Annotated in this window: 16 protein-coding genes; 11 read left to right on the top strand and 5 right to left on the bottom strand. The window is 69.7% G+C overall.

Features of this window, described 5'->3' with window-relative positions:
• Positions 1-24: 24 nt before the first annotated feature.
• The 6 genes from H0E82_RS08240 to H0E82_RS08215 all read left to right on the top strand — a co-directional run bounded on the left by H0E82_RS08240 (position 25) and on the right by H0E82_RS08215 (position 8,249).
• Positions 25-2,511: a DEAD/DEAH box helicase gene (locus H0E82_RS08240; RefSeq protein ID WP_180544980.1), complete on the top strand. Its 2,487-nt coding sequence runs from the start codon at positions 25-27 to the stop codon at positions 2,509-2,511.
• Positions 2,508-3,440, top strand: a complete 933-nt coding sequence (locus H0E82_RS08235; RefSeq protein ID WP_180544979.1) for a ribonuclease H-like domain-containing protein — start codon at positions 2,508-2,510, stop codon at positions 3,438-3,440. Before H0E82_RS08240 ends, H0E82_RS08235 begins: the two co-directional genes overlap by 4 nt.
• A 263-nt stretch (positions 3,441-3,703) precedes the next feature.
• The gene (locus H0E82_RS08230) at positions 3,704-5,023 is read left to right on the top strand and encodes an APC family permease (RefSeq protein WP_219338468.1); all 1,320 of its coding nucleotides are present in this window, start codon (positions 3,704-3,706) and stop codon (positions 5,021-5,023) included.
• Complete coding sequence (locus H0E82_RS08225) at positions 5,020-5,694, top strand: SAM-dependent methyltransferase (RefSeq protein ID WP_219338467.1); 675 nt, start codon at positions 5,020-5,022, stop codon at positions 5,692-5,694. The genes H0E82_RS08230 and H0E82_RS08225 overlap by 4 nt, the downstream gene beginning before the upstream one ends.
• 129 nt (positions 5,695-5,823) lie before the next feature.
• Positions 5,824-6,888: an alpha/beta fold hydrolase gene (locus H0E82_RS08220; protein WP_180544977.1), complete on the top strand. Its 1,065-nt coding sequence runs from the start codon at positions 5,824-5,826 to the stop codon at positions 6,886-6,888.
• Positions 6,889-6,941: 53 nt separating this feature from the next.
• Positions 6,942-8,249: a COG3904 family protein gene (locus H0E82_RS08215; RefSeq protein ID WP_235974237.1), complete on the top strand. Its 1,308-nt coding sequence runs from the start codon at positions 6,942-6,944 to the stop codon at positions 8,247-8,249.
• Positions 8,250-8,268: 19 nt separating this feature from the next.
• Here the strand turns inward: H0E82_RS08215 and H0E82_RS08210 are convergent, their stop codons facing one another.
• On the bottom strand, positions 8,269-10,104 hold the full coding sequence (locus tag H0E82_RS08210) for an ABC transporter ATP-binding protein (RefSeq protein ID WP_180544976.1): 1,836 nt from the start codon (positions 10,102-10,104) through the stop codon (positions 8,269-8,271).
• Between the two features lie 110 nt (positions 10,105-10,214).
• The gene (locus H0E82_RS08205) at positions 10,215-11,243 is read right to left on the bottom strand and encodes an NADP-dependent oxidoreductase (RefSeq protein WP_219338466.1); all 1,029 of its coding nucleotides are present in this window, start codon (positions 11,241-11,243) and stop codon (positions 10,215-10,217) included.
• 70 nt (positions 11,244-11,313) lie between these two features.
• Between H0E82_RS08205 and soxR the strand changes: the two genes are divergently transcribed.
• Together soxR and H0E82_RS08195 are read left to right on the top strand one after the other, a co-directional pair.
• Positions 11,314-11,751 carry a redox-sensitive transcriptional activator SoxR gene (soxR, locus tag H0E82_RS08200; protein ID WP_180544975.1) on the top strand — a complete coding sequence of 146 codons (438 nt, stop codon included), beginning with the start codon at positions 11,314-11,316 and terminating at the stop codon, positions 11,749-11,751.
• A gap of 349 nt (positions 11,752-12,100) precedes the next feature.
• Positions 12,101-12,595 (top strand): DUF4019 domain-containing protein, encoded by a 495-nt coding sequence (locus H0E82_RS08195; RefSeq protein WP_180544974.1) that lies wholly within the window; start codon positions 12,101-12,103, stop codon positions 12,593-12,595.
• A 12-nt stretch (positions 12,596-12,607) separates the two neighbouring features.
• Here the strand turns inward: H0E82_RS08195 and H0E82_RS08190 are convergent, their stop codons facing one another.
• Complete coding sequence (locus tag H0E82_RS08190) at positions 12,608-12,871, bottom strand: RNA-binding S4 domain-containing protein (protein WP_180544973.1); 264 nt, start codon at positions 12,869-12,871, stop codon at positions 12,608-12,610.
• Between the two features lie 185 nt (positions 12,872-13,056).
• Between H0E82_RS08190 and H0E82_RS08185 the strand changes: the two genes are divergently transcribed.
• Positions 13,057-14,124 carry a GGDEF domain-containing protein gene (locus H0E82_RS08185; RefSeq protein ID WP_180544972.1) on the top strand — a complete coding sequence of 356 codons (1,068 nt, stop codon included), beginning with the start codon at positions 13,057-13,059 and terminating at the stop codon, positions 14,122-14,124.
• A 3-nt stretch (positions 14,125-14,127) separates the two neighbouring features.
• On the opposite strand, the gene H0E82_RS08180 is transcribed toward H0E82_RS08185, so the two are convergent.
• Positions 14,128-15,066: a DMT family transporter gene (locus tag H0E82_RS08180; protein WP_180544971.1), complete on the bottom strand. Its 939-nt coding sequence runs from the start codon at positions 15,064-15,066 to the stop codon at positions 14,128-14,130.
• A gap of 76 nt (positions 15,067-15,142) precedes the next feature.
• Positions 15,143-16,459: an NTP/NDP exchange transporter gene (locus H0E82_RS08175; protein ID WP_180544970.1), complete on the bottom strand. Its 1,317-nt coding sequence runs from the start codon at positions 16,457-16,459 to the stop codon at positions 15,143-15,145.
• 497 nt (positions 16,460-16,956) lie between these two features.
• Between H0E82_RS08175 and H0E82_RS08170 the strand changes: the two genes are divergently transcribed.
• Positions 16,957-18,213, top strand: a complete 1,257-nt coding sequence (locus H0E82_RS08170) for an HD-GYP domain-containing protein (protein WP_180544969.1) — start codon at positions 16,957-16,959, stop codon at positions 18,211-18,213.
• 13 nt (positions 18,214-18,226) lie between these two features.
• The gene (locus tag H0E82_RS08165; RefSeq protein ID WP_180544968.1) at positions 18,227-19,489 is read left to right on the top strand and encodes a putative bifunctional diguanylate cyclase/phosphodiesterase; all 1,263 of its coding nucleotides are present in this window, start codon (positions 18,227-18,229) and stop codon (positions 19,487-19,489) included.
• The last annotated feature ends 464 nt before the right edge of the window (positions 19,490-19,953 follow it).

The following is a 19,953-nucleotide window of genomic DNA, read 5'->3' as shown; positions in this document are numbered from 1 at the left end:
CCGCGCGGCGGCCAGTCTCGGGGAATGAGACGCCGGGCGGTCACGCTGGGCGCCGTTTTCTTCCACGCGCCGGAGCAGGTTCTGAACGCGATCCTCAAGCCTGTGCAGGCCCTCGTCACCACAGGCGAGTCCGCGACCGGGAGCGCCCTTGCCACGAAGCTCGCGGCCAAGTATCCCGGCCGCGTCACCGGCACGCTCCTGCTGCCCGGCCAGGCCGGCGAATACGCGCCGCTCCCCGACGACGTGCCCGAGGCCCTGGCACGCGCGTTGCGCAGTCGTGGCATCGACCGGCTGTACCGCCACCAGGCCGAGGCCTGGGCGGCGACGCAGGCGGGACGCCATCTGGTGGTCGCGACCCCGACGGCCTCGGGCAAATCGCTGTGCTACACGCTGCCCGTGCTGTCGGCGGCGATCACCGCGCGCAGCAAGGCGCTGTATCTGTTCCCGACCAAGGCGCTGGCCCAGGACCAGGTGGCCGAGCTGCTGGAACTCAACAAGGCCGGCGAGCTGGGCCTGCGCGCGGCGACGTTCGATGGCGACACGCCGGGCGATGCCCGCCAGGCGATCCGCATCAACGGCGACATCGTGGTCAGCAATCCGGACATGCTGCACCAGGCGATCCTGCCGCATCACACCAAGTGGGCGCAGTTCTTCGAGAACCTGCGCTTTGTCGTGATCGACGAGATCCACACCTACCGCGGCGTGTTCGGCTCGCACGTCGCCAACGTGATCCGTCGGCTCAAGCGCGTCTGCGCGTTCTATGGCGTGACGCCGCAGTTCATCCTGTGCTCGGCGACGATCGGCAACGCGCGCGAGCACGGTGCTGCGCTGGTGGAAGTGGACGATGCCGCGCTCGAAGCGATTCTCGAATCCGGGGCGCCGCGCGGCGACAAGCACGTGCTGCTGTGGAATCCGCCGGTGGTCAATCCCGATCTCGGCCTGCGCGCCTCGGCGCGTTCGCAGTCCAACCGCATCGCACGCATGGCGATTCGCGCGGGCCTCAAGACCCTGGTGTTCTGCCAGACCCGGCTGATGGTGGAAGTGCTGACCAAGTATCTGAAGGAGGTCTTCGACCACGACCCGCGCAAGCCGAAACGCATCCGCGCCTACCGCGGCGGCTACTTGCCGACCGAGCGCCGCGCGGCCGAGCGCGAAATGCGCGCGGGCAACATCGACGGCATCGTCAGTACCTCGGCGCTGGAACTGGGCGTCGATATCGGCAGTCTCGATGTCGTGGTGCTCAACGGCTATCCGGGCAGCATCTCGGCGACCTGGCAGCGCTTCGGCCGCGCCGGTCGCCGGCAGCAACCCTCGGTCGGCGTACTGGTGGCCAGCTCCGAGCCGATGGACCAGTACGTGGTGCGGCATCCGGAGTTCTTCGCCGAGGCCAATCCCGAACACGCGCGCATCGAACCCGACCAGCCGCTGATCCTGCTCGACCACATCCGCTGCGCCGCGTTCGAGCTGCCGTTCGTCGATGGCGACATGTTCGGGCCCGTCGCGCCGATGCCGTGGCTGGAGGTGCTGGCCGAATCCGGGGTGCTGCATCACGAGGGCGACCGCTGGGAGTGGATCGCCGACAGCTATCCGGCGCAGGCGGTGAACCTGCGCTCGGTCGCCGACGGCAACTTCGTCGTCGTCGACCGCACCGACGGGCGCCAGACGATCATCGCCGAGGTCGATTATTCGGCCGCCGCGCTCACTTTGTACGAGGGCGCGATCCACATGATCCAGTCCGAGCCCTTCCAGGTGGAGCGTCTCGACTGGGAGGGCCGCAAGGCCTACGTCACGCGGACCAACGTCGACTACTACACCGACGCGATCGACTACACCAAGCTGAAAGTCCTCGATGACGAGGAGCAGGCCGATGCCGGGCAGGGCAGCGCGCACCTGGGTGAAGTGCACGTGGTGCGGCGTGTGTCGGGCTACAAGAAGATCCGCTTCCACACCCACGAGAACATCGGCTACGGGCCGGTGAATCTGCCCGATCAGGAACTGCACACCAGCGCGGTGTGGTGGCAGCTGCCGCAGCAGGCGCTGGACCGTGCGTTCGATGCGCGTCACGAGGCGCTCGACGGCTTCCTCGGCGCGTCGTATGCGCTGCATCTGGTGGCGCAGGTCGCGGTGATGGCCGAGAGCCGGGATCTGCAGAAGGCGGTGGGCAGTGGCGACGGCACCTGGTTCGCGACCGCCGACCAGCGCGGCCGCGGTCAGTTGCGCGATGGCGACGGCAGCAGCACGTCGATCGAGTTGCTCGGGCGGTTCGCGCCGACGCTGTATCTCTACGACAACTATCCCGGCGGCGTGGGCCTGTCGTCACCGCTGTTCGAGCGTCGCGACGAACTGCTTCACAAGGCCGCGGCGCTGGTCGCCGGCTGCAGTTGCCGTGCCGGCTGCCCGGCCTGCGTGGGACCGATTCTCGCCTCGGAGGAAGACGCCGAGCGCACGCCGCGCCAGCTCGCGGCGCGCGTGATCGATCTGCTGATGCAAGCGCCGCAGCAGCCGGCATGAGTGCGCTGGGCAAACGCCTGGGCCTGCTGCGCAGCCAGGCCGGGACCGTGCTGCCGGCGGTGGCTCCGACACCGCCGCTGCCGACGGCGACGCGCGCGCACTGGCCGCGCGCCGACGGCGAGCGTTCGCCGGAGGAGGTCGTCGCGCAGTTGCGCAGGCTGATGAAGCTGCGCGTGCCGACGCCCGCATCCCGCCCGGCCGGACCGATCGATCGCGCGCTGCCAGGCGAGGAGATCGCGCCCGGCCTGCGCTATCTCGAGCAGATCGCGCCATGGCCGCACGAGGACGGCCCACTCGCGCTCTACGACATCCGCCACGAACCGGCGCAGCGGTCCGATCTCCTGGCGTTCGACACCGAGACCACGGGTCTGGCCGGCGGCACCGGCACCCGCGCCTTCATGATCGGCGCCGCAGATTTCGTCGACGGAGCGCTGCGCATCCGTCAGCTGTGCATCACCACCCTGGGCGCCGAGCGCGAGATGCTCAAGACGTTCTCGACGTGGCTGCGGCCTTCGACGGTGCTCGTCAGCTACAACGGCCGCAGCTACGACCGGCCGTTGCTGACCACGCGCTATCGTCTCGCGCGCCTGCGCGATCCGCTGATCGAACTGCGCCACGTCGACCTGCTGCATCCGGTGCGACGCCGTTACCGCGGCGTATGGGCGAACTGCAAGCTGGCGACCGTCGAGCGCGAACTGCTCGGCGTGCTGCGCGAGGACGACCTGCCCGGCAGTGAGGCACCCGCCGCATGGCTCGCGTATCTGCGCGGCGGCAGCGCAGACAAGCTGCGGCGCGTGGGCCTGCACAACGCCCAGGATCTGCGCAGCCTGTTCGGCGTGCTGGAAGCGATGCGCGATGCGGCGTGCGTCGAGACGGTGGTGGTGCCGGAGCCGGACGCGACCCTGCCGGTGGACTGCATGTTCGACTGAGCCGCTGCGCCGTGGGATTCAGCGACCGGAATCCGGCGGCAGAGGCCGGCGGGTGCGCGACCCACGCCGTCGATCGACTCGCGACGGGATCGATGCGACATGCGGTTGTCATCGTCGCGATGCGTTCACATGCCCGGCATCGCCGCGATGCTTGAATCGGACGGCCCAGCAGTCACGAGTCGCCGGCCCGCCGGCAACAGACGCCCGCGCCACTCTGGAGCCCCATGGATACACGCGAACGCCGGCCCGGGAGGGCCGACCCGGTGTCCCCGCGCACGACGCTACGCGCGCGTGATGCATTCGCGATCACCATCGGCGTGGTCGTCGGTGCAGGCATCTTCCGCACGCCATCGCTGATCGCCGGTGCGTCGGGCACCGAGTTCGTGATGCTCGCCGCGTGGCTGGCCGGCGGGGCGCTCTCGATCATCGGCGCGCTGTGCTACGCCGAGCTCGCGACGACGTATCCGCAGGCCGGCGGCGACTATACCTACCTGCGCCGCGCCTACGGGCCGCGTCTGGCGTTCCTGTTCGCGTGGGCCCGGGTATCGGTGATCCAGACCGGCTCGATCGCGCTGCTCTGCTTCATCGTCGGCGACTACATGGCGCAGCTCTACGACCTCGGGCCGTGGAGCGCATCGCTGTATGCCGCGGCTGCCATCATCGTGCTGACCGCGGTGAACTGGATCGGCACGCGCCACGGCGCAACGGTGCAGGGGTGGCTGACCGTGGCGGAGATCGTGGGTGTGCTCGTGATCGTGGTCGCGGGGCTGCTGTTCGCCCCGGGCGATGTCGCGCCGGTGCCCGGCGCAGGCGGCGACAGCGCGATCGGCCTGATTCTGGTGTTCGTCCTGCTGACCTACGGCGGCTGGAACGAGGCGGTCTACGTGACTTCGGAAGTGCGCGATGCCAGGACGTGGATGCCCCGCGTCCTGGTGCTGAGCCTCGTTGCGATCGCCGTGCTCTACCTGCTGGTGAACCTCGCCTACCTCCGGGTGCTGGGACTCGGCGGCATGGCCGAGCACAACGCGGTGGCCGCCGAGCTGATGGGCCGCGTTTTCGGAGCGCCGGGTGCCGTGCTGATGAGCGCGATCGTCATCGCCGCCGCGCTGACCTCGGCCAACGCCACGATGATCACCGGCGCGCGCAGCGTCTACGCGGTGGGCCGGGATTTCCCGACGCTGGGTTTCATCGGGCGCTGGGATGCCCGCAGCGGCACACCGCGCGCCGCCATCGTCACCCAGGGCGTGTTGGCCCTCGCGCTGGTGGGACTCGGCGCGTTCGCGCGCGACGGCTTCGAGGTCGCCGTGGAATACACCGCCCCGGTGTTCTGGCTGTTCTTTCTGCTGGTCGGGATCGCGTTGTTCGTATTGCGCCGTCGTGAGCCCGACCGTCCCCGCCCGTTCCGGGTGCCGTTGTACCCGGTCCTGCCGCTGCTGTTCTGTGCCACCAGTGCCTATCTGCTGTACTCGAGCCTCGCCTACACCGGCCGCGGCGCAGTGGTGGGTGTTGCGGTGCTGGCCGTCGGCGGCCTGCTGCTGCTGTTGCTTCGCCCCGCCATTCGAACCGAGGAAATCCTGCCATGACCCCCTCCAAGAAGATGCTCACCGCGATCGCCGTCTGCACGCCACTGTTGATGGCCTGCGCCGACCAGGCCGTCAATGCCTATGAACCGGCCGGGCAGGCGGAGTCCGCGCCTGCCACCAGCGTGGCCACGCCGATCGAGACCACGCACACCGTCGACGCCGCGCTCGAGCCGGGCACGGCCGCCGGCGATGCGCCGCGTCCCTCGCGAGAACCGGACGTCATCTACGTGCCCACGCCCGAGCCGGTCGTGGACGCGATGCTCAACCTCGCCGGGGTGAAGGAAGGCGACGTGCTCTACGACCTCGGCTCGGGCGACGGACGTATTCCCATCGCCGCGGCCCGGCGCTTCGGTGTGCGCGCCGTCGGCATCGACATCAATCCGGTCCGCGTGCGCGAGGCCAATGCCCACGCCGAAGCGGCGGGCGTGACCGATCTCGTGACGTTCAAGGAGGCCGACCTGTTCGAGGAAGACATCCGCGAGGCCACCGTCGTCACCCTCTATCTGCTGCAGAGCCTCAACGTGAAGCTGCGGCCCAAGCTGCTGGCCGAACTGCGACCGGGGACGCGGATCGTCAGTCACGCCTTCGACATGGCCGACCAGTGGGAGCCGGAGGAGACCCGTCAGGTCGACGGCACGCGGATCTTCATGTGGACCGTGCCGGAGCGCTGAGCCACCACGCGGCCGCCTCACGGCGCGCCGCGCGTCCAGCGGGCTGTCGTCTGCGCCACGCAGGACGGCTGCAGTCGTGCCCGACGTCCGGTTCGGTCCGGGACGTCCTCATCCGGAGATGCCCGATCCATGCGTGATCCAGTCCTGGCTGCCGGCCTGACGCTCGCGGTTCTCTTCGCAACGGCGGTCGATACGGCTGCGAGCACGCCGCTCGGCGGCGAACTGCAGGAATTCGACTATCCCCATGCGCGCCGCGCGCATACGTTCGACTCCCAGGGACAGCGGGTGTCGATGACCTATATGGATGTCCGTCCTCCAGGCGAGGACACCGGCCGCGTCGCCGTGCTGCTGCACGGCAAGAACTTCTGCGGGCCCACCTGGGAGGACACGATCGATACCCTGCTTGCAGCGGGCTGGCGTGTGGTCGTGCCCGACCAGGTGGGCTTCTGCGGGTCCACACAGCCGCGCGGCTACCAGTTCTCGTTCGCGCAGCTGGCCGCCAACACCCGCGGACTGCTGGAGATGCTGGACGTCGAGCGGCCCGTGATCATCGGGCATTCGATGGGCGGGATGCTCGGCATCCGCTATGCGCTGCAGTATCCCGATGCCGTGGAGCGTCTGGTTCTGGTCAACCCGATCGGCCTGGAAGACTGGCAGGCCGAAGGCGTGCCCTATGCCACGATCGATACGCTTGCGGCTGTCGAGCGGGCGACTACCGCCGACACCATCCGTGACTACCAGCGCCGCGTGTACTACGACGGCCAATGGACACCGCGGTTCGAGCGCTGGGTGGCGATGCTGGCGGGCATGTACGCGGGCCCCGACGGCGCGCTGGTGGCATGGAACCAGGCCCAGGCTTCGGAGATGATCTTCACCCAGCCCGTGATCCACGAACTGCCGGCCCTGCGTGTGCCCACGCTGTTGATGATCGGCGGAACCGATCGCACTGCGCCGGGCTCCAACCGCGCGGTCCCCGAACTGGCGGCGCGCCTCGGCGATTACCCGGCACTCGGACGTCGGGCAGCGGCCGCCATCCCCGATGCAGAGCTCGTGGAATTTCCCCGGTTGGGCCACTCGCCGCAGGTCGAGGATCCGGACACGTTCCATGCCGCACTGCTCGAGCGGCTACGGGACGTGCCGCGGCGACCCGGGACATTCAGACCGCGTTCGGACGTGTCCGGGCCCACCCCCTAAACTGAACCGGTCGCGGCCTGTCGCCGCCCGTCCTGTCCGGAGCCCGTTGCCCCATGTCGTCCTGGCGCCTCTGCCTGCTGCTGTTCGCCTGCATCGCCCTGGCCGCCTGCCGGCCGGCGACCGATCCCGCCGGCTCCGCGGTGGAGACGGTCGAGGTGACCAGCCCCGAGGAAGGGGGCGCAGTCAGCACCGCGCCGCTCGCCGACGAGGACTTGCCCGAGGTGTCGGCGCTGCCGGAGACGCCGCTGGAGAACGTGGACTGGGCGCCGATGACGCTCACCGACGGGACCGCGGCGCTCGGCTGTGAACTGGACTACGCGAACGCCGGGGACGGCGAGGTCCTGGCCGCGTTCGAACAGGACGCCCTGCGCACGGCGATGCAGGCCTGCGCCGAACGCGGGGTGTTCCGGCTGCGCTACCGCGGCCGGGTGACCCAGGAATTCACCCAGCTGATGCAGCGTCTCGCCGTGGTCGCGGAGGGTCTCGGCATCGACAAGCGCGTACTGGACATCGATTCGAGCGGCGGCATGGTGGAGGAAGCGATCCGCGCCGGCGATGTGATCGCCGAATCGCGCTGGACCATCTGGGTGCGTGACGGCGCGGTCTGCCACAGTGCCTGCGTCTTCCTGCTGGCAGGCGGTGACACGCGCCTGATCGGCGGCCGGGTCGGCATTCACCGGATCATCCGCATGAGTTCGACGGCCTCCACCCGCGCCGAGCTCAACCGCGAGCTGCGCGCGGTATACGGCCGCGTGCGCGATTACCTCGAACGCAACGGCGCCGCGGTCGCGGTGGCCGACCTGATGATGGCCGTGCCCAACCGCAGCCTGCGCATCCTCACCACCGACGAGCTCAAGCTCTACGGTCTCGACGGGGTGAACCCCGCCCAGGACGATCTCGACCGCCTGCGTCTGATGCGCAAGTGCGGGCAGGACTTCGTCAACCGGCGCGATGCCTACGCGCGCGCCTTCGACGCCACCTGCAACGCGCCGGACCGGGATGTCGAACAGATGGCGGCCTGCGGCCTGGAATTGCGCAGTACGTTCGGGTTTCCCGACGAACAATGCCCGTCGGAGAGCCCGCTCTCGGAGTTCGACCTGGTCGGCCAGATGACCGCGGCCGCCGGCGTCGCCAGCCGTCTGCGCATACTCGGAGTGCCGGCTGCCGACTCGACGCGGGCGGCGGCGCCGAACGCCGAGCCTGCACCGCGGCGCGCCGTGACTTCGCCGCGGCCGGCGGCACCCGCAGGTCGTCCGGCAGCCGACGCCGCCGCCGAGCCGTCGGTGGCGCCGCCGACCGAGGAAGCCGTCGACGTGGCCGAGCAGCCCGAATCGTCCGCCGAGCGCGAAGGCGGGCGTTGATGCAGGCGGCGCAGCCCGGCTAGACAGCGTCCTGGAGGAAGCCGCCCGACTGGCGGCGCCACAGCTGTGCGTAGATGCCGTCGCCCTCGACCAGTGCCTCATGCGTGCCCTGCTCGACGATGCGGCCCTGGTCCATGACCACCAGCCGGTCCATCGCGGCGATGGTCGAGAGCCGATGCGCGATCGCGATCACCGTCTTGCCCTCCATCAGGCGGTAGAGATTCTCCTGGATCGCGGCCTCGGCTTCGGAATCCAGCGCCGAGGTCGCCTCGTCGAGGATCAGGATGGGCGCGTTCTTCAGGAGGACCCGGGCGATCGCGATGCGTTGTCGCTGCCCCCCCGACAGTTTGACGCCGCGCTCGCCCACCTGGGCCTCGTAGCCGGTGCGGCCCTTGGCATCGCTGAGGCCGAGAATGAACTCGTGGGCCTCGGCGCGCTTCGCTGCCTCGATCATCTCGGCCTCGCTCGCGTCGGGGCGTCCGTAGAGGATGTTGTCGCGCACCGAGCGGTGCAGCAGCGAAGTGTCCTGCGTGACCATGCCGATCTGCGCCCGCAGCGAATCCTGGGTGACGGTCGCGATGTCGACCCCATCGATCCGGATCACGCCTGCCTCGCGGTCGTAGAAGCGCAGCAGCAGGTTGACCAGGGTGGATTTCCCTGCGCCGGAGCGGCCGACCAGGCCGATCTTCTCCCCCGGTCGCACATGCAGATCGAGGCGTTCGATGACGCTGCGCTCCTGCTGGCCGTAATGGAAGTCCACGTGCTCGAACCGGATCTCGCCCGCGCTGGCGGCGAGTGCCGGCGCGCCCGGGGCATCGTCGACGGTGGGCGCGAGCGCGATCGAGTTGATGCCGTCGCGCACCGTGCCGATGTTCTCGAACAGCGCGGAGAGCTCCCACATGATCCACTGCGACATGCCCAGCATGCGCAGGGCCAGGGCCAGGGCCACGGCGATCGCACCGGTGCTGATCGCGCCCTCCAGCCACAACCACAGCCCCAGCGCGGCGACTGACGCGACCAGCAGCATGTTGAGTGCGTAGTTGCAGACGTTGACCATCGTCACCAGACGCATCTGGCCGTGGACGGTCACCAGGAAACCGTCCATGGCCTCGCGCGCGTAGGCCTGCTCGCGGGACGAATGCGAGAACAGCTTCACGGTGGCGATGTTGGTGTAGCTGTCGACGATGCGGCCCGTCATCACCGAGCGCGCATCGGCCTGCTTTTCCGCAATCCGGCTGAGCCGGGGCACGAACACGCGCATCAGCGCCGCGTAGCAGGCCACCCAGCCGAGGAAGGGCAGCATCATCCGCCAGTCGGCCGAGGCGGCGACGACCAGCGCGCCGGTGAGGTAGACGAGCACGTAGTTGCCGACGTCGAGCAGCTTGATGACGGTTTCGCGGACTGCGAGCGAGGTCTGCATCAGCTTGGTCGCGATGCGTCCGGCGAATTCCTCCTGGAAATAGCCCATCGACTGGCGCAACAGGTAGCGGTGGACGTTCCAGCGGATGCGCATCGGGAAATTTCCGAGCAGCGTCTGATGGATGACCAGCGAGCTGAACGTGGTCAGCAGCGGCAATGCGAGCAGCACCAGCACCGCCATGGCCACCAGCCGTCCGCCTTCGGCCTGCATGAAGGTGGCCGGCGTGTGTGCGGCGAGCCGGTCGACCAGCGAGCCGACGTAGGCGTAGAGCACGACCTCGGCGATCGCGATGCTCGCCGTCAGCAGCGCCATGAGCAGCAGCCAGCGTCCGCTGCCTCGCACGTAATGCATGCAGAAGGCGAACAGGCTGGTCGGCGGCTGGGCCGGGGGCGCAGGCGGGAACGGGTCGATGCGGGTTTCGAACCAGCGGAGCATGAAGAGGCCTGTGCGGATGCGCCATCAGCGGCGCGACGAGGGGAGGCGCCTATTGTCGGCGATGTCGAGGGAGGCGGACCGGCGCCGACGTGGATTGCGGGCGGTCGCCGCTAGAGCACCTCGAGAACGATGCGTCCCAGATGGTGCGCCGCGAGCGCATGTGCGGCATCGTCGATGCGCTGCAGCGGGAAGCGCGCGCCGACGTGCACTTCGAAGGGGCCGCGCGCGATCGCCCGGCAGGCGGCCCGCACCTGGGCCATGCCCTCACGGGCGCCGAATGCGAGCGCAGCGACGTCGGAACGGTCCGCCGGCGGGAGTACCCCCTGCGGCCAGGCGATGCGGCCACCCGGGCGCAGGGCGCGCAATGCGGCGCCGGTGATGCTCGGGGCGTCCGCCGTCAGCAGGGCCGCATCCAGTCCGCCCGGTGCGAAGATCCGCAGCGCCGCGGTGACGTCATGCCGACGCCCGTCGATGGCCATGTCGGCGCCCAGCCGTTCGGCGAGGTCGACGCCGTCGGCGCCAGACGCGACCGCCAGCACGCGCGCGCCCCGGTGCCGTGCGAACTGCAGCGCCATGTGACCGATGCCGCCGCTCGCCCCCGAGATCAAGAGGCTCTGGCCCCGGCCGAGGTCCAGGGCCCGGTCGATCGCATGCAGGGCGAGGCCCCCATCCACCGGCAATGCCGCGGCCTGGTGCAGCGGCAGGCGCACCGGCACAGGCCAGACGAGATCGGCGGAGACTAGGGCGAACTGTGCGTGGAACCCGTTGCGGCGGTGGCCCGGAGGGGCGATCGCACAGACGCGGTCGCCCTCGCGGACGCGATGGACCCCCGGGCCGACCTCGACCACGCTGCCCGCGCCTTCCGACCCGCCGATGACCGGGCCCGTCGACAACGCCGCAGCGCCGAGTCGACCGTCGCGCTCCAGCACGTCCCAGTGCCCGAACCCTGCCGCGAGCACACGGACCAGGACCTCGCCGGGGCCGGGCATGGGCACGGGGGTCGCGATCCGGTACCAGGTGCCATGGCCCGTGTCGGCGCGGTCGCGTGCGATCGACATCGCATGCATGGCGTCCTCGTCCGGCGCCGTCGCGGGCGCGGTGGCGACGGGCTCGGCGTCGGCGGGTGGGTCGAAGGTCATCGCGGCTCGCTTGCATCGGAAGGAACCGCAGGCTAAAACCTCGACCATTGTTGAGGTCAAGGGCAGGACGATGGGTCGTATCGACGCACTCTCGATCGGCGACGTGTCCGCACGGACCGGCGTGAGCGTCTCGGCCCTGCACTTCTACGAGCGCCAGGGTCTGCTCCAGAGCACCCGCAATGCGGGCAACCAGCGGCGCTATCCGCGCGACGTGCTGCGTCGCCTGGCGATCGTCCGCGTGGCGCAGCGCGCGGGGATTCCGCTGGCCGAGATCCGGGCGACATTCGACAGCCTGCCCCAGGGCCGGACCCCGACGCGGGCGGACTGGGTGCGGCTTTCCAGCCGCTGGCGGGCCGCGTTGCAGGCCCGTATCGACCAGCTCGGCCGGCTGCGCGACCAGCTCGACAACTGCATCGGCTGCGGCTGTCTGTCGCTGGCGCAATGTCCGCTCCGCAACCCCGACGATGCCGCGGCTGAGCGGGGTCCGGGGGCGTCGTTCCTAGAGTGAGCCGCCGCATGCGCCAGGCGGGTCGCGTGCGAGACGATGATCGCGCGCCGTGGGCGCGGCCGGCGCCGAGGATGCGCTTGCAGGGATCGGAACGATCGACGCGGATCGGCAAGGGCGACACCTCGCCACGCGCGCGGAGATCCCGTTATCCGGCGTGCGCCGACGGCCGTCGAGCGGGGCACGGGGGCTGGCGGCGTGGGGCAATCCGATACGCGCGGTCGCGGGAACCCTCACTGCCCCCCACCATGCCCGGCGCAGCCAGGCATGGTTTGAGGGCCCGAAACGGCACGGTGTTGCCGGCTCAGGGGCGCCGCGTACACTCGGGGCCTACCGTATCCGGAGTGTCCACATGCGCGCTGTCCGTCTCGCCCTGTCCCCTGTCCTGCTTGCCGCATTCGCGGCGCCCGCCTTCGCCCAGCAGCCTGCGGCACCTGCCGCCGCGGCCCAGCAGGAGCCGCTCACGGCTGAACAGCAAGCCCAGGTCGCACGCCAGGATGCCGAGATGGGCGCTGCCGCGCAGCAGGTGCTGCAGATGATCGACGCCAATCGCGCCGCCGAGGTCTGGGACGGCGCATCGCAGACCATGAAGGCGGCGGTCGGCCGGGACGAGTTCGTCAGCCAGCTGCAGGCGGACCGCACCCGCCTCGGCGCACCCAGCCGCCGTGACGCGCCGGTCGTCAGCCGGTCGCAGTTCCGCGAAGGCGACGCGGTGCCGGCCGGAATCTACGTCAATGTGGCATTCCCCACGACGTTCGCCCTGCAGCCGGAGCCGATCCGCGAACTGGTGTCCTTCCGTCTCGACGAAGACCGGACCTGGCGCGTGTCCGGCTACAGCGTGCGCTGAGCGGACGCCGGCTCAGGTGGGCGACGACATGACAGGCGCGCCTGGCGCTTCCGCCGCGTCGGCGTCCACCACGATGGTCACGTCGGCGAGCGTCACCCGTTGGCCGGCGCGGATCTTGCAGGTCTTGCGCAGTTCGACGGTGCCGTCGACCCGGACGGCGCCGCTGGCGACGACGGCCTTGCCGGCGCCGCCGCTGTCACACAGGCCGGTCAGCTTCAGCAGCTGGTTGAGCTCCACGTAGTCGCCTTCGAGCGGGAAATGAATCTGCGCAGACATCGGGAGGATTCCGGAGCGGGAGTCCTAGTATCGCGTGGTCGTCCCCCAGGACGTGCATCGGCCTGCGCGGATCGTGCGTCAGGGTGCCGCCGGGGAGAGCGGGGCGCCCCTCCGCCGCCTCGCCGCATTCATGGCGGCTTTGTTATACAGGGCGGCGTTATCTGCGCTGACGGGAGCCTGCGCTCATGATCCCGCCCGGTCGTCCGGTCGATGAAGCGTCCAGGCAGGCCGCACTCGCGGCCTACCGCATCCTGGACACGCCACGCGAGGCCGCCTACGACGATCTGGTCGCGATCGCCACTGCCATCTGCGACGTCCCCATGGCCTTCGTGTCGCTGGTGGACCGGGACCGGCAATGGTTCAAGGCCAAGGTCGGTCTGGAAGACACCGAAACCTCGCGCGATCTGTCCTTCTGCGGGCATGCGCTGCTGGCGCCAGACACACTGATGGTGGTCGACGACACCCTGGCCGATCCACGGTTCCACGATCACCCCATGGTGACCGGCCCGCCGCACGTGCGCTTCTATGCGGGTGCTCCGCTGCGTGTCGGCGGAGGCAGCGCGCTCGGCGCGTTCTGCGTGATCGACCGCCGACCGCGCCAGCTGGCACCGGCCCAGCTGGCGGCGCTCGAGGCCTTGTCGCGGCAGGCGACGCGCCTGCTCGAACTGCACCGCATCAGTGGCGAGCTGAGCCTGCAGCTCGAGGAGCGCGACTGGTACGAGCAGCAGCTCCTGCACTACCAGCAAGAACTGGAGATGGAGAACGCGGACCTCGCCGAGCAGTCGACCACCGATCCGCTCACGGGACTGCTCAACCGGCGGGCGTTCTCGCACCTGCTCGACGAAGCGATCGAAATGGCGCGGTCGGAATCGACGCCGCTGTCGCTCGCCATCGTCGACATCGACCATTTCAAATCCATCAACGACAACCATGGCCACGGCGAGGGCGACCGCGTCCTGCAGGCGCTGGGCGCCTACCTGCGCGGGCAGGCATCAGCCCGCGGCCGGGTGGCGCGACTGGGCGGCGAGGAGTTCGTGCAGCTGATGTCCGGCTGTGCATCCGACGCGGCAGTGGCCGAATGCGAGCGCCTGCGCACGGATGTCACCGCGATGGATCTCGGCATCCCGGTGACGGTGAGCATCGGCACGGCCTCGCTCGAGGCCGGCGATGACCCGTCGTCGCTTCTGGGACGTGCCGACGCCGCTCTGTACGACGCCAAGCGAAACGGCCGCAACCGCGTCGCCACACGCTGACGTTCAGTCGGTGAAGGCCTTCGACTCTCCGGTGCCGAGCTGTTCGGCGTGGATCCGCCGCGGCCGGACGAAGGCCGGATACAGCAGCACCGCGGCGAGGATGATGGCCACGCCGGCGTAGAAGCGGGGCGAGAGTTCATGCTGTTCGTTGAGCAGCACGATGGCGAGGGCGATGGCGTAGACCGGTTCCAGGTTGACCGCGAGCTGCGCGGCGAAGGCGCTCATGTGGCGCAGGGCCACCAGGGACAACGCGAACGGCAGCAGGGTGCAGGCGAACGCCAGCAGCAGGAGATAGGCGCCGTCCTGCAAACCCGGCAGCAGGAGCAGAGGGCCTGCGAACGCAGGAAACAGCAGCGGCATCAGGGGCGCCAGCAGCGTGAGCGTGAGCGTGCCGGCGCCCAGCTCCAGCGCAGTGACCGTCAGAGGATCGGACCGCTCGACGAGCCGCTTGTTGAGCGATCCGAAGCAGGCCACGAACAGGGCCGACAGAGCGCCCACCGCCACTCCGATCCGCATGCCGTCCGGAATGCCCCCCACCACGAGTGCCACGCCCGGCAGAACGGCCAAGCCCAGGGCGAGTTCGCGCCAGGAAAAGCGGCTGCGCGCGACAAGCGGCTCGATCAGGGCGACGAACACCGTCGCCAGGGCCATGCAGGTCGCCGCAACGGACGCATTGGCCAGCTTCACGGCGCCGTAGAAGGTGAGCCAGTGCAGCGCGACCAGCGCCCCCACGCCGGAATACGCCAGCAGCAGGCGCAGTGGCAGTGCACGCAGCCCACGCCAGACCGTCGGTACGAGCATCAGCACCGCTGCGACCAGGAGCATCCGCCACCACACCAGCGGCAGGGCGGGGAGCGTGATCAGCTTTCCGAGGATGGCGGTGAAGCCCCACAGCAACACGCAGAGGTGGATCTGCCAGTAGGCCTTGGCAACAGGTGTCATGGCGGAACGCGCGGCGAGGGGCGCGCATTATCCATCGCGCGCGGCACGCCCGCGTCGTCGAAGGCGCAGCGCGTGCTCAGGGCTCGGCGGACGGCGTCCCGGCATCGTCCGGCCGGCTGCGGCGCTGCTGCACCCGGCCGAGCCAGAGCCCCAGGGCGGCCCAGACCAGCGCCAGTGGCAACACGACGCTGGCGAGGCCGCCGAGCGCCAGTCCGAGACGACCCAGCACGCCCTCGGTCTGGGCGCCGAGGACATCGCCCATGCGATAGAGGAACGTGTCGATGACCGCCTTGGCCTTGTACTTGTCCTCGCGGCCGACCACGGTGAACAGCGCCTCGCGCGCGGGGCGCGTGAGTCCGCGCTGGATGGCCCGGTTGGTCGCCTCGAGGAGGATCAGCACGAGAAACGAGCCGTACAGCGCCAGCCCGAGGAAGCCGATCGCCATTGCGATCGGCAGTATTGCCAGCGCAATGCCCAGGCCGAGGCGGCGGATGATCTGGCCGGTGAGGGTCACCTGCAATACCAGCACCGCGATCTGCGTCCACATGTCGATGTTGCCGAGCAGCGCCGTGCGCGCGTCCAGATCCGCTTCTGCCGCGGCGACCATCTGCAGTCGGGTGAAATAAATGAACGTCGCGACGATCGTCATGATCACCACGTAGCCGGCGATTCCCATGAGGTAGGGCGAAGCCGCCACCGCGCGCAAGCCGGCCCAGGCGCTGCCGCCGATGCGCGCCGACTCGGGCGGCGCTGCGTCGTGGGGCGCCAGCGGTGTCGCCTCGGTGGCGCCCAGCCGGACAAGCCCCCATGCCAGGGCGATGGCGACGGCCAGGAAACCGGACGCGAGCAGCAGCAGGCTCGGTGTGCCGAGTGGCGCTGCGAGTCGCGCGGCGAGCCAGGGGCCGAAGATCGCGCCCAGAGTGCCGCCGACGGCAATCAGGGCGAAGAGGCGTCGGGCCTGGTCGCTGCTGAAGCGGTCGGCCATCAGCGCCCAGAAGACCATCGTCACGAAGAGGTTGAACACGCTGAACCAGACGTAGAACACCTGGCCGCTGCGCGCGCCCACCGCATCGGGAGCGAATACCAGCAGGGCCCAGAAGCCGCCGAGACTGATGATGAAGAACAGATAGGTCGCGGCAATGAACTGCAACCTGCGCAAGCGGCTCACCAGCCAGCCGAACACCGGATTCACCAGCAGGGTCACCACTGCGGTGCCGATGAACAACCATCGCACGCTCTCGATGCCCCGTTCCATGCCGAGCGCGTCGCGCGCCGGCCGCAGCATCATCAGCGCGGTCAGGATGCAGAAGAAAAAGGCGGCCGCGATCGTGACCGGGGCCAGCTCCCCGCGCCGCAGGTTGAAGAGGTCGACGATCCGGGTATGCGCCGCCATTGGATTCAGGCGTCCTGCGCCACAGGAGCGGGGAACTGTGTCCGCATGCCGACCGGACCTCGCAGTGCCGCCAGGCGCGGCTGCTGTGCGCCGTCGTGCCGCGCAGGGCCACCACCGCAACGCGCATCCACGCACGAGCCGCGCCAGGGCCCCGTCGATCGCGCCCTGCATCCCAGCGCGAAGCGGCGCGGCACGCTGTCAGGCGGAGGGGGGCAGGTGGGCGGTTCGCATGACGGCATGGCGGCGTCCAGGGGCTCCAGGCCTCCGATCATAGGTCCTTCGGGGCCGGGCGATGGCACACGCTGTGCCACATCGGGCGTTCGACGGTCGGCCTACTGCCGGATACCACGCATCGCGGTAGGCTGTCTGCCCGTCCGGCACTGCCCGCCGTCGGGCCGATGGATGACCGACGAGGTCGTACATGGGGGGCGAAGCCGAAAACTTGAAGTTTTCCGGCGCGCGGCCGATCTGGGGCGTGCGGACAACCGGACTGGCATATGGCGCTCGAAGAACACAAGTTACCGGTTTCGGAGCTCCGCCCCGGCATGTACGTCTGCGGCCTGGACCGGCCCTGGGAGGGCACGCCCTTCCTGCTGCAGGGCGTCATGATCCAGTCCGTCGAGGAGATCGATACCCTGTCGGCGCTGTGCGCCTGGGTCTATATCGACCTCGACCGGGGCCTCGGACCACTCGGGCTTTCGCTGCTGCCGTCCGACGCACAATCGCAGCCGGTTGCGCCGACCCGTGCCCGGACGTCCCTTTCCGACCTCGACATCATCGCCCTGCAGGGCTCGACCCGCTATCCGGAACAGATCGACTTCGAGCACGCGCTGGCGGAGGCGCGCGAGGCCCATGCCCGCGCCGCCGAGTTCGCAGGACGGGTGCTGGACGATGTGCGCAGCGGCCGGCCACTGGATCCCGAGGGCGTCCGCGAGGCGGTCGAACCGATGGTCCGCAGCCTGGTGCGCAATGCCGACGCGCTGCTCTGGCTCGATACCCTGCGTGAGCGCGGCCAGTACGAGTACGCCCACGCGCTGAGCTGCAGTGCGCTGGCAACGGCGTTCGGGCGGCACGTGGGCCTGCCGGAATCGCTGCTCGTCGATCTCGCCAGCGGCGCTCTGCTGCTGGACATCGGCAAGCTGCGCGTGGACCCGGTCCTGTTGACCCAGACGGGCCCGTACACCGAAGAGCAGACGCGCGCCATGCGCGCCCACGTCGCGCATGCGCTGTCGATTCTCGACGAGAGCTCAAGCGTGCCGGACCACGTGCGCGAGATGATCCGCACCCATCACGAATGCCTCGACGGCTCGGGTTATCCGGCGGGCTTGTCTGGGGATTCGATTCCGCTGCTCGGGCGCATCGCCTCGGTCGTGGATGCCTACGACGCGATGACCAGCGATCGGCCGCATTGTCGCGCCGTCGGGCAGCATGTCGCGCTGCAGGTGCTCTACCGTGATCGCGGCACCCGGTATGCACCTGAGGTGGTCGAACAGTTCATGCAATGCATGAGCGTGTACCCCATCGGATCGCTGGTCGAACTGAGCACGGGCGAGGTCGCCATCGTCATGGCCCAGAACAGCGCGCGCCGCCTGCAACCGCGGGTGATGGTGCTCACGGCGCCGGACAAGCGGGTGCTCGACCAGTTCCACTCGCTCGATCTCATGGTCCGCGCGCACAGTGACGATCCCGTGCGGGTGGTCGCGCCGCTGCCGCCAGGCGCCCACGGACTGGACCCGGTGGCGCTGTTCCTGTGAAGACGACCGGTCCATGCTGAATCGCGCACAGGCATTCGAGGAGATCGCCCGGCTCCGTGCCCAGGCCTGTGGCGAGCTCCCGGCGGCGGTACTGCTTGTCCGCGTGCAGCGCATGCGGGACGTCGAACTCTCGTTCGGGTACGACGTCGCCGATGCACTGGCGGCCCATCTCGAACGCACGGTCGCCGAGGCGCTGCGTCCGGGCGACACCTGCCTGCGGGTCGGCGAAAGCGACCTGTTGGTATTGCTGCCTGCACTGCGCGGACGTGCGCACGCGGCACTGGCCGCCACGAAGATCGTGCGGGCGCTGCAGGTGCCGTTTCCGGCCGGCGATGGCGACGTCCATCCCCTCGTCGTCGTCGGCATCGCGATGTGCCCGGAAGACGGCGAATCGCCTGAGCAACTGTGCCGGCGCGCCGACCGTGCCTGTGACGAGGCCCAGCGCAGCATCGAGCGCATCGCATTCTGGAGCGCACCGGCCGTGCCGCTCGAAGCCATCCAGACCGCGCTGCGCGGCGCGATCGCCGAGAACCAGCTCCAGCTCCACCTGCAGCCGCTGACCTGCCTGGCGGACGGGCGGATCGCCTGTTACGAGGCCTTGTCGCGCTGGACCCACCCGGAGCTCGGTGCCGTGCCGCCGGCGCTGTTCGTCGACGTGGCCGAGCGCAGTGGCCAGATCGGGGACCTCACGCGTTGGACGCTGAATGTCGGGCTGCGCCATCTGGCCGAGCTGCGCCAGGTCGATCCTGGAATCCGGGTCGCGATCAACCTGTCGGTGGAAGTGCTGCAGCTGCCCGGCTTCGTGGACCAGGTCTTCGATCTGATGCGGCTCTGGAACGTGCCGGGTACGGCGCTCGAGCTGGAGGTCACCGAAAGCGCGTTGATGCGCGACATGGCCCAGTGCGAACAGTTGCTCGCGACGCTGCGTGCGGGGGGCGTTCGCATTTCCATCGACGATTTCGGCACCGGTTACTCGTCGCTGGCCTATCTGCACCGGCTGCCGGTGGATACGCTGAAGATCGATCGCAGCTTCATCCGCGACATGGAAGGCGAGGAGCGTGCCCAGCGTCTGGTCGGCACGATGATCGATCTCGCGCACGATCTGGGTTTGAGCGTCGTGGCCGAGGGGGTCGAGCAACCCGCAGCGCTGGCGCGCCTGGCCGAGCTCGGCTGCGATTTCGCCCAGGGCTTTCTGATCGGTCGGCCTGCGCCGGCCGAGATGATCGTCGCCGGTGCGCGCGCGGCGTCCGGCGTCGAGCCTCCGCATACGGCGTGACCCGCTGCAACGCGTCGGGCCCTGGTCCGTGGCCGGTGCAGAGGGGGAATGTCGGGCGCGGCATGTCGAACCAGCCGTCCGCACCGCACGGATCGCAGAATCAAGCGAACGCCCCGCCTTGGCTCCCCGTCCAGGGGTCAGGCCACTGCGCGCACGAAGCAGGCGCCGGAACACGGCAGCCGTGTCGACCGAGCCGATCCGCGTGACGGAAACGGCCGGCATGGCCGGAGCCTCGGTCCTGCATGCAGCCCACGACCCGGCAACGCGACCGGAGTGCGCTCATCGCGAAGCTGCGAGGTCCGTCGCGTCCCGACACGGGTGCCGTCCGGTCGGCGCGCCTGGGGCCGACCCCGCGACCGGCTGCGTCCGACACGCACTGTGCGGCGGGCATTCCGGCATGGAGACGGTACCGCGTGCTGGCGGGCCGATCGATCAGCGCAGGGGCGTATCGTCCCGGCCGACCG

It is taken from the genome of Luteimonas deserti (genome assembly GCF_013425765.1).
Taxonomy (GTDB): Bacteria; Pseudomonadota; Gammaproteobacteria; order Xanthomonadales; family Xanthomonadaceae; genus Luteimonas; species Luteimonas deserti.
The sequence above is the reverse complement of the archived record's forward strand: the minus strand, read 5'-3'. Positions and strand labels throughout refer to the sequence as shown.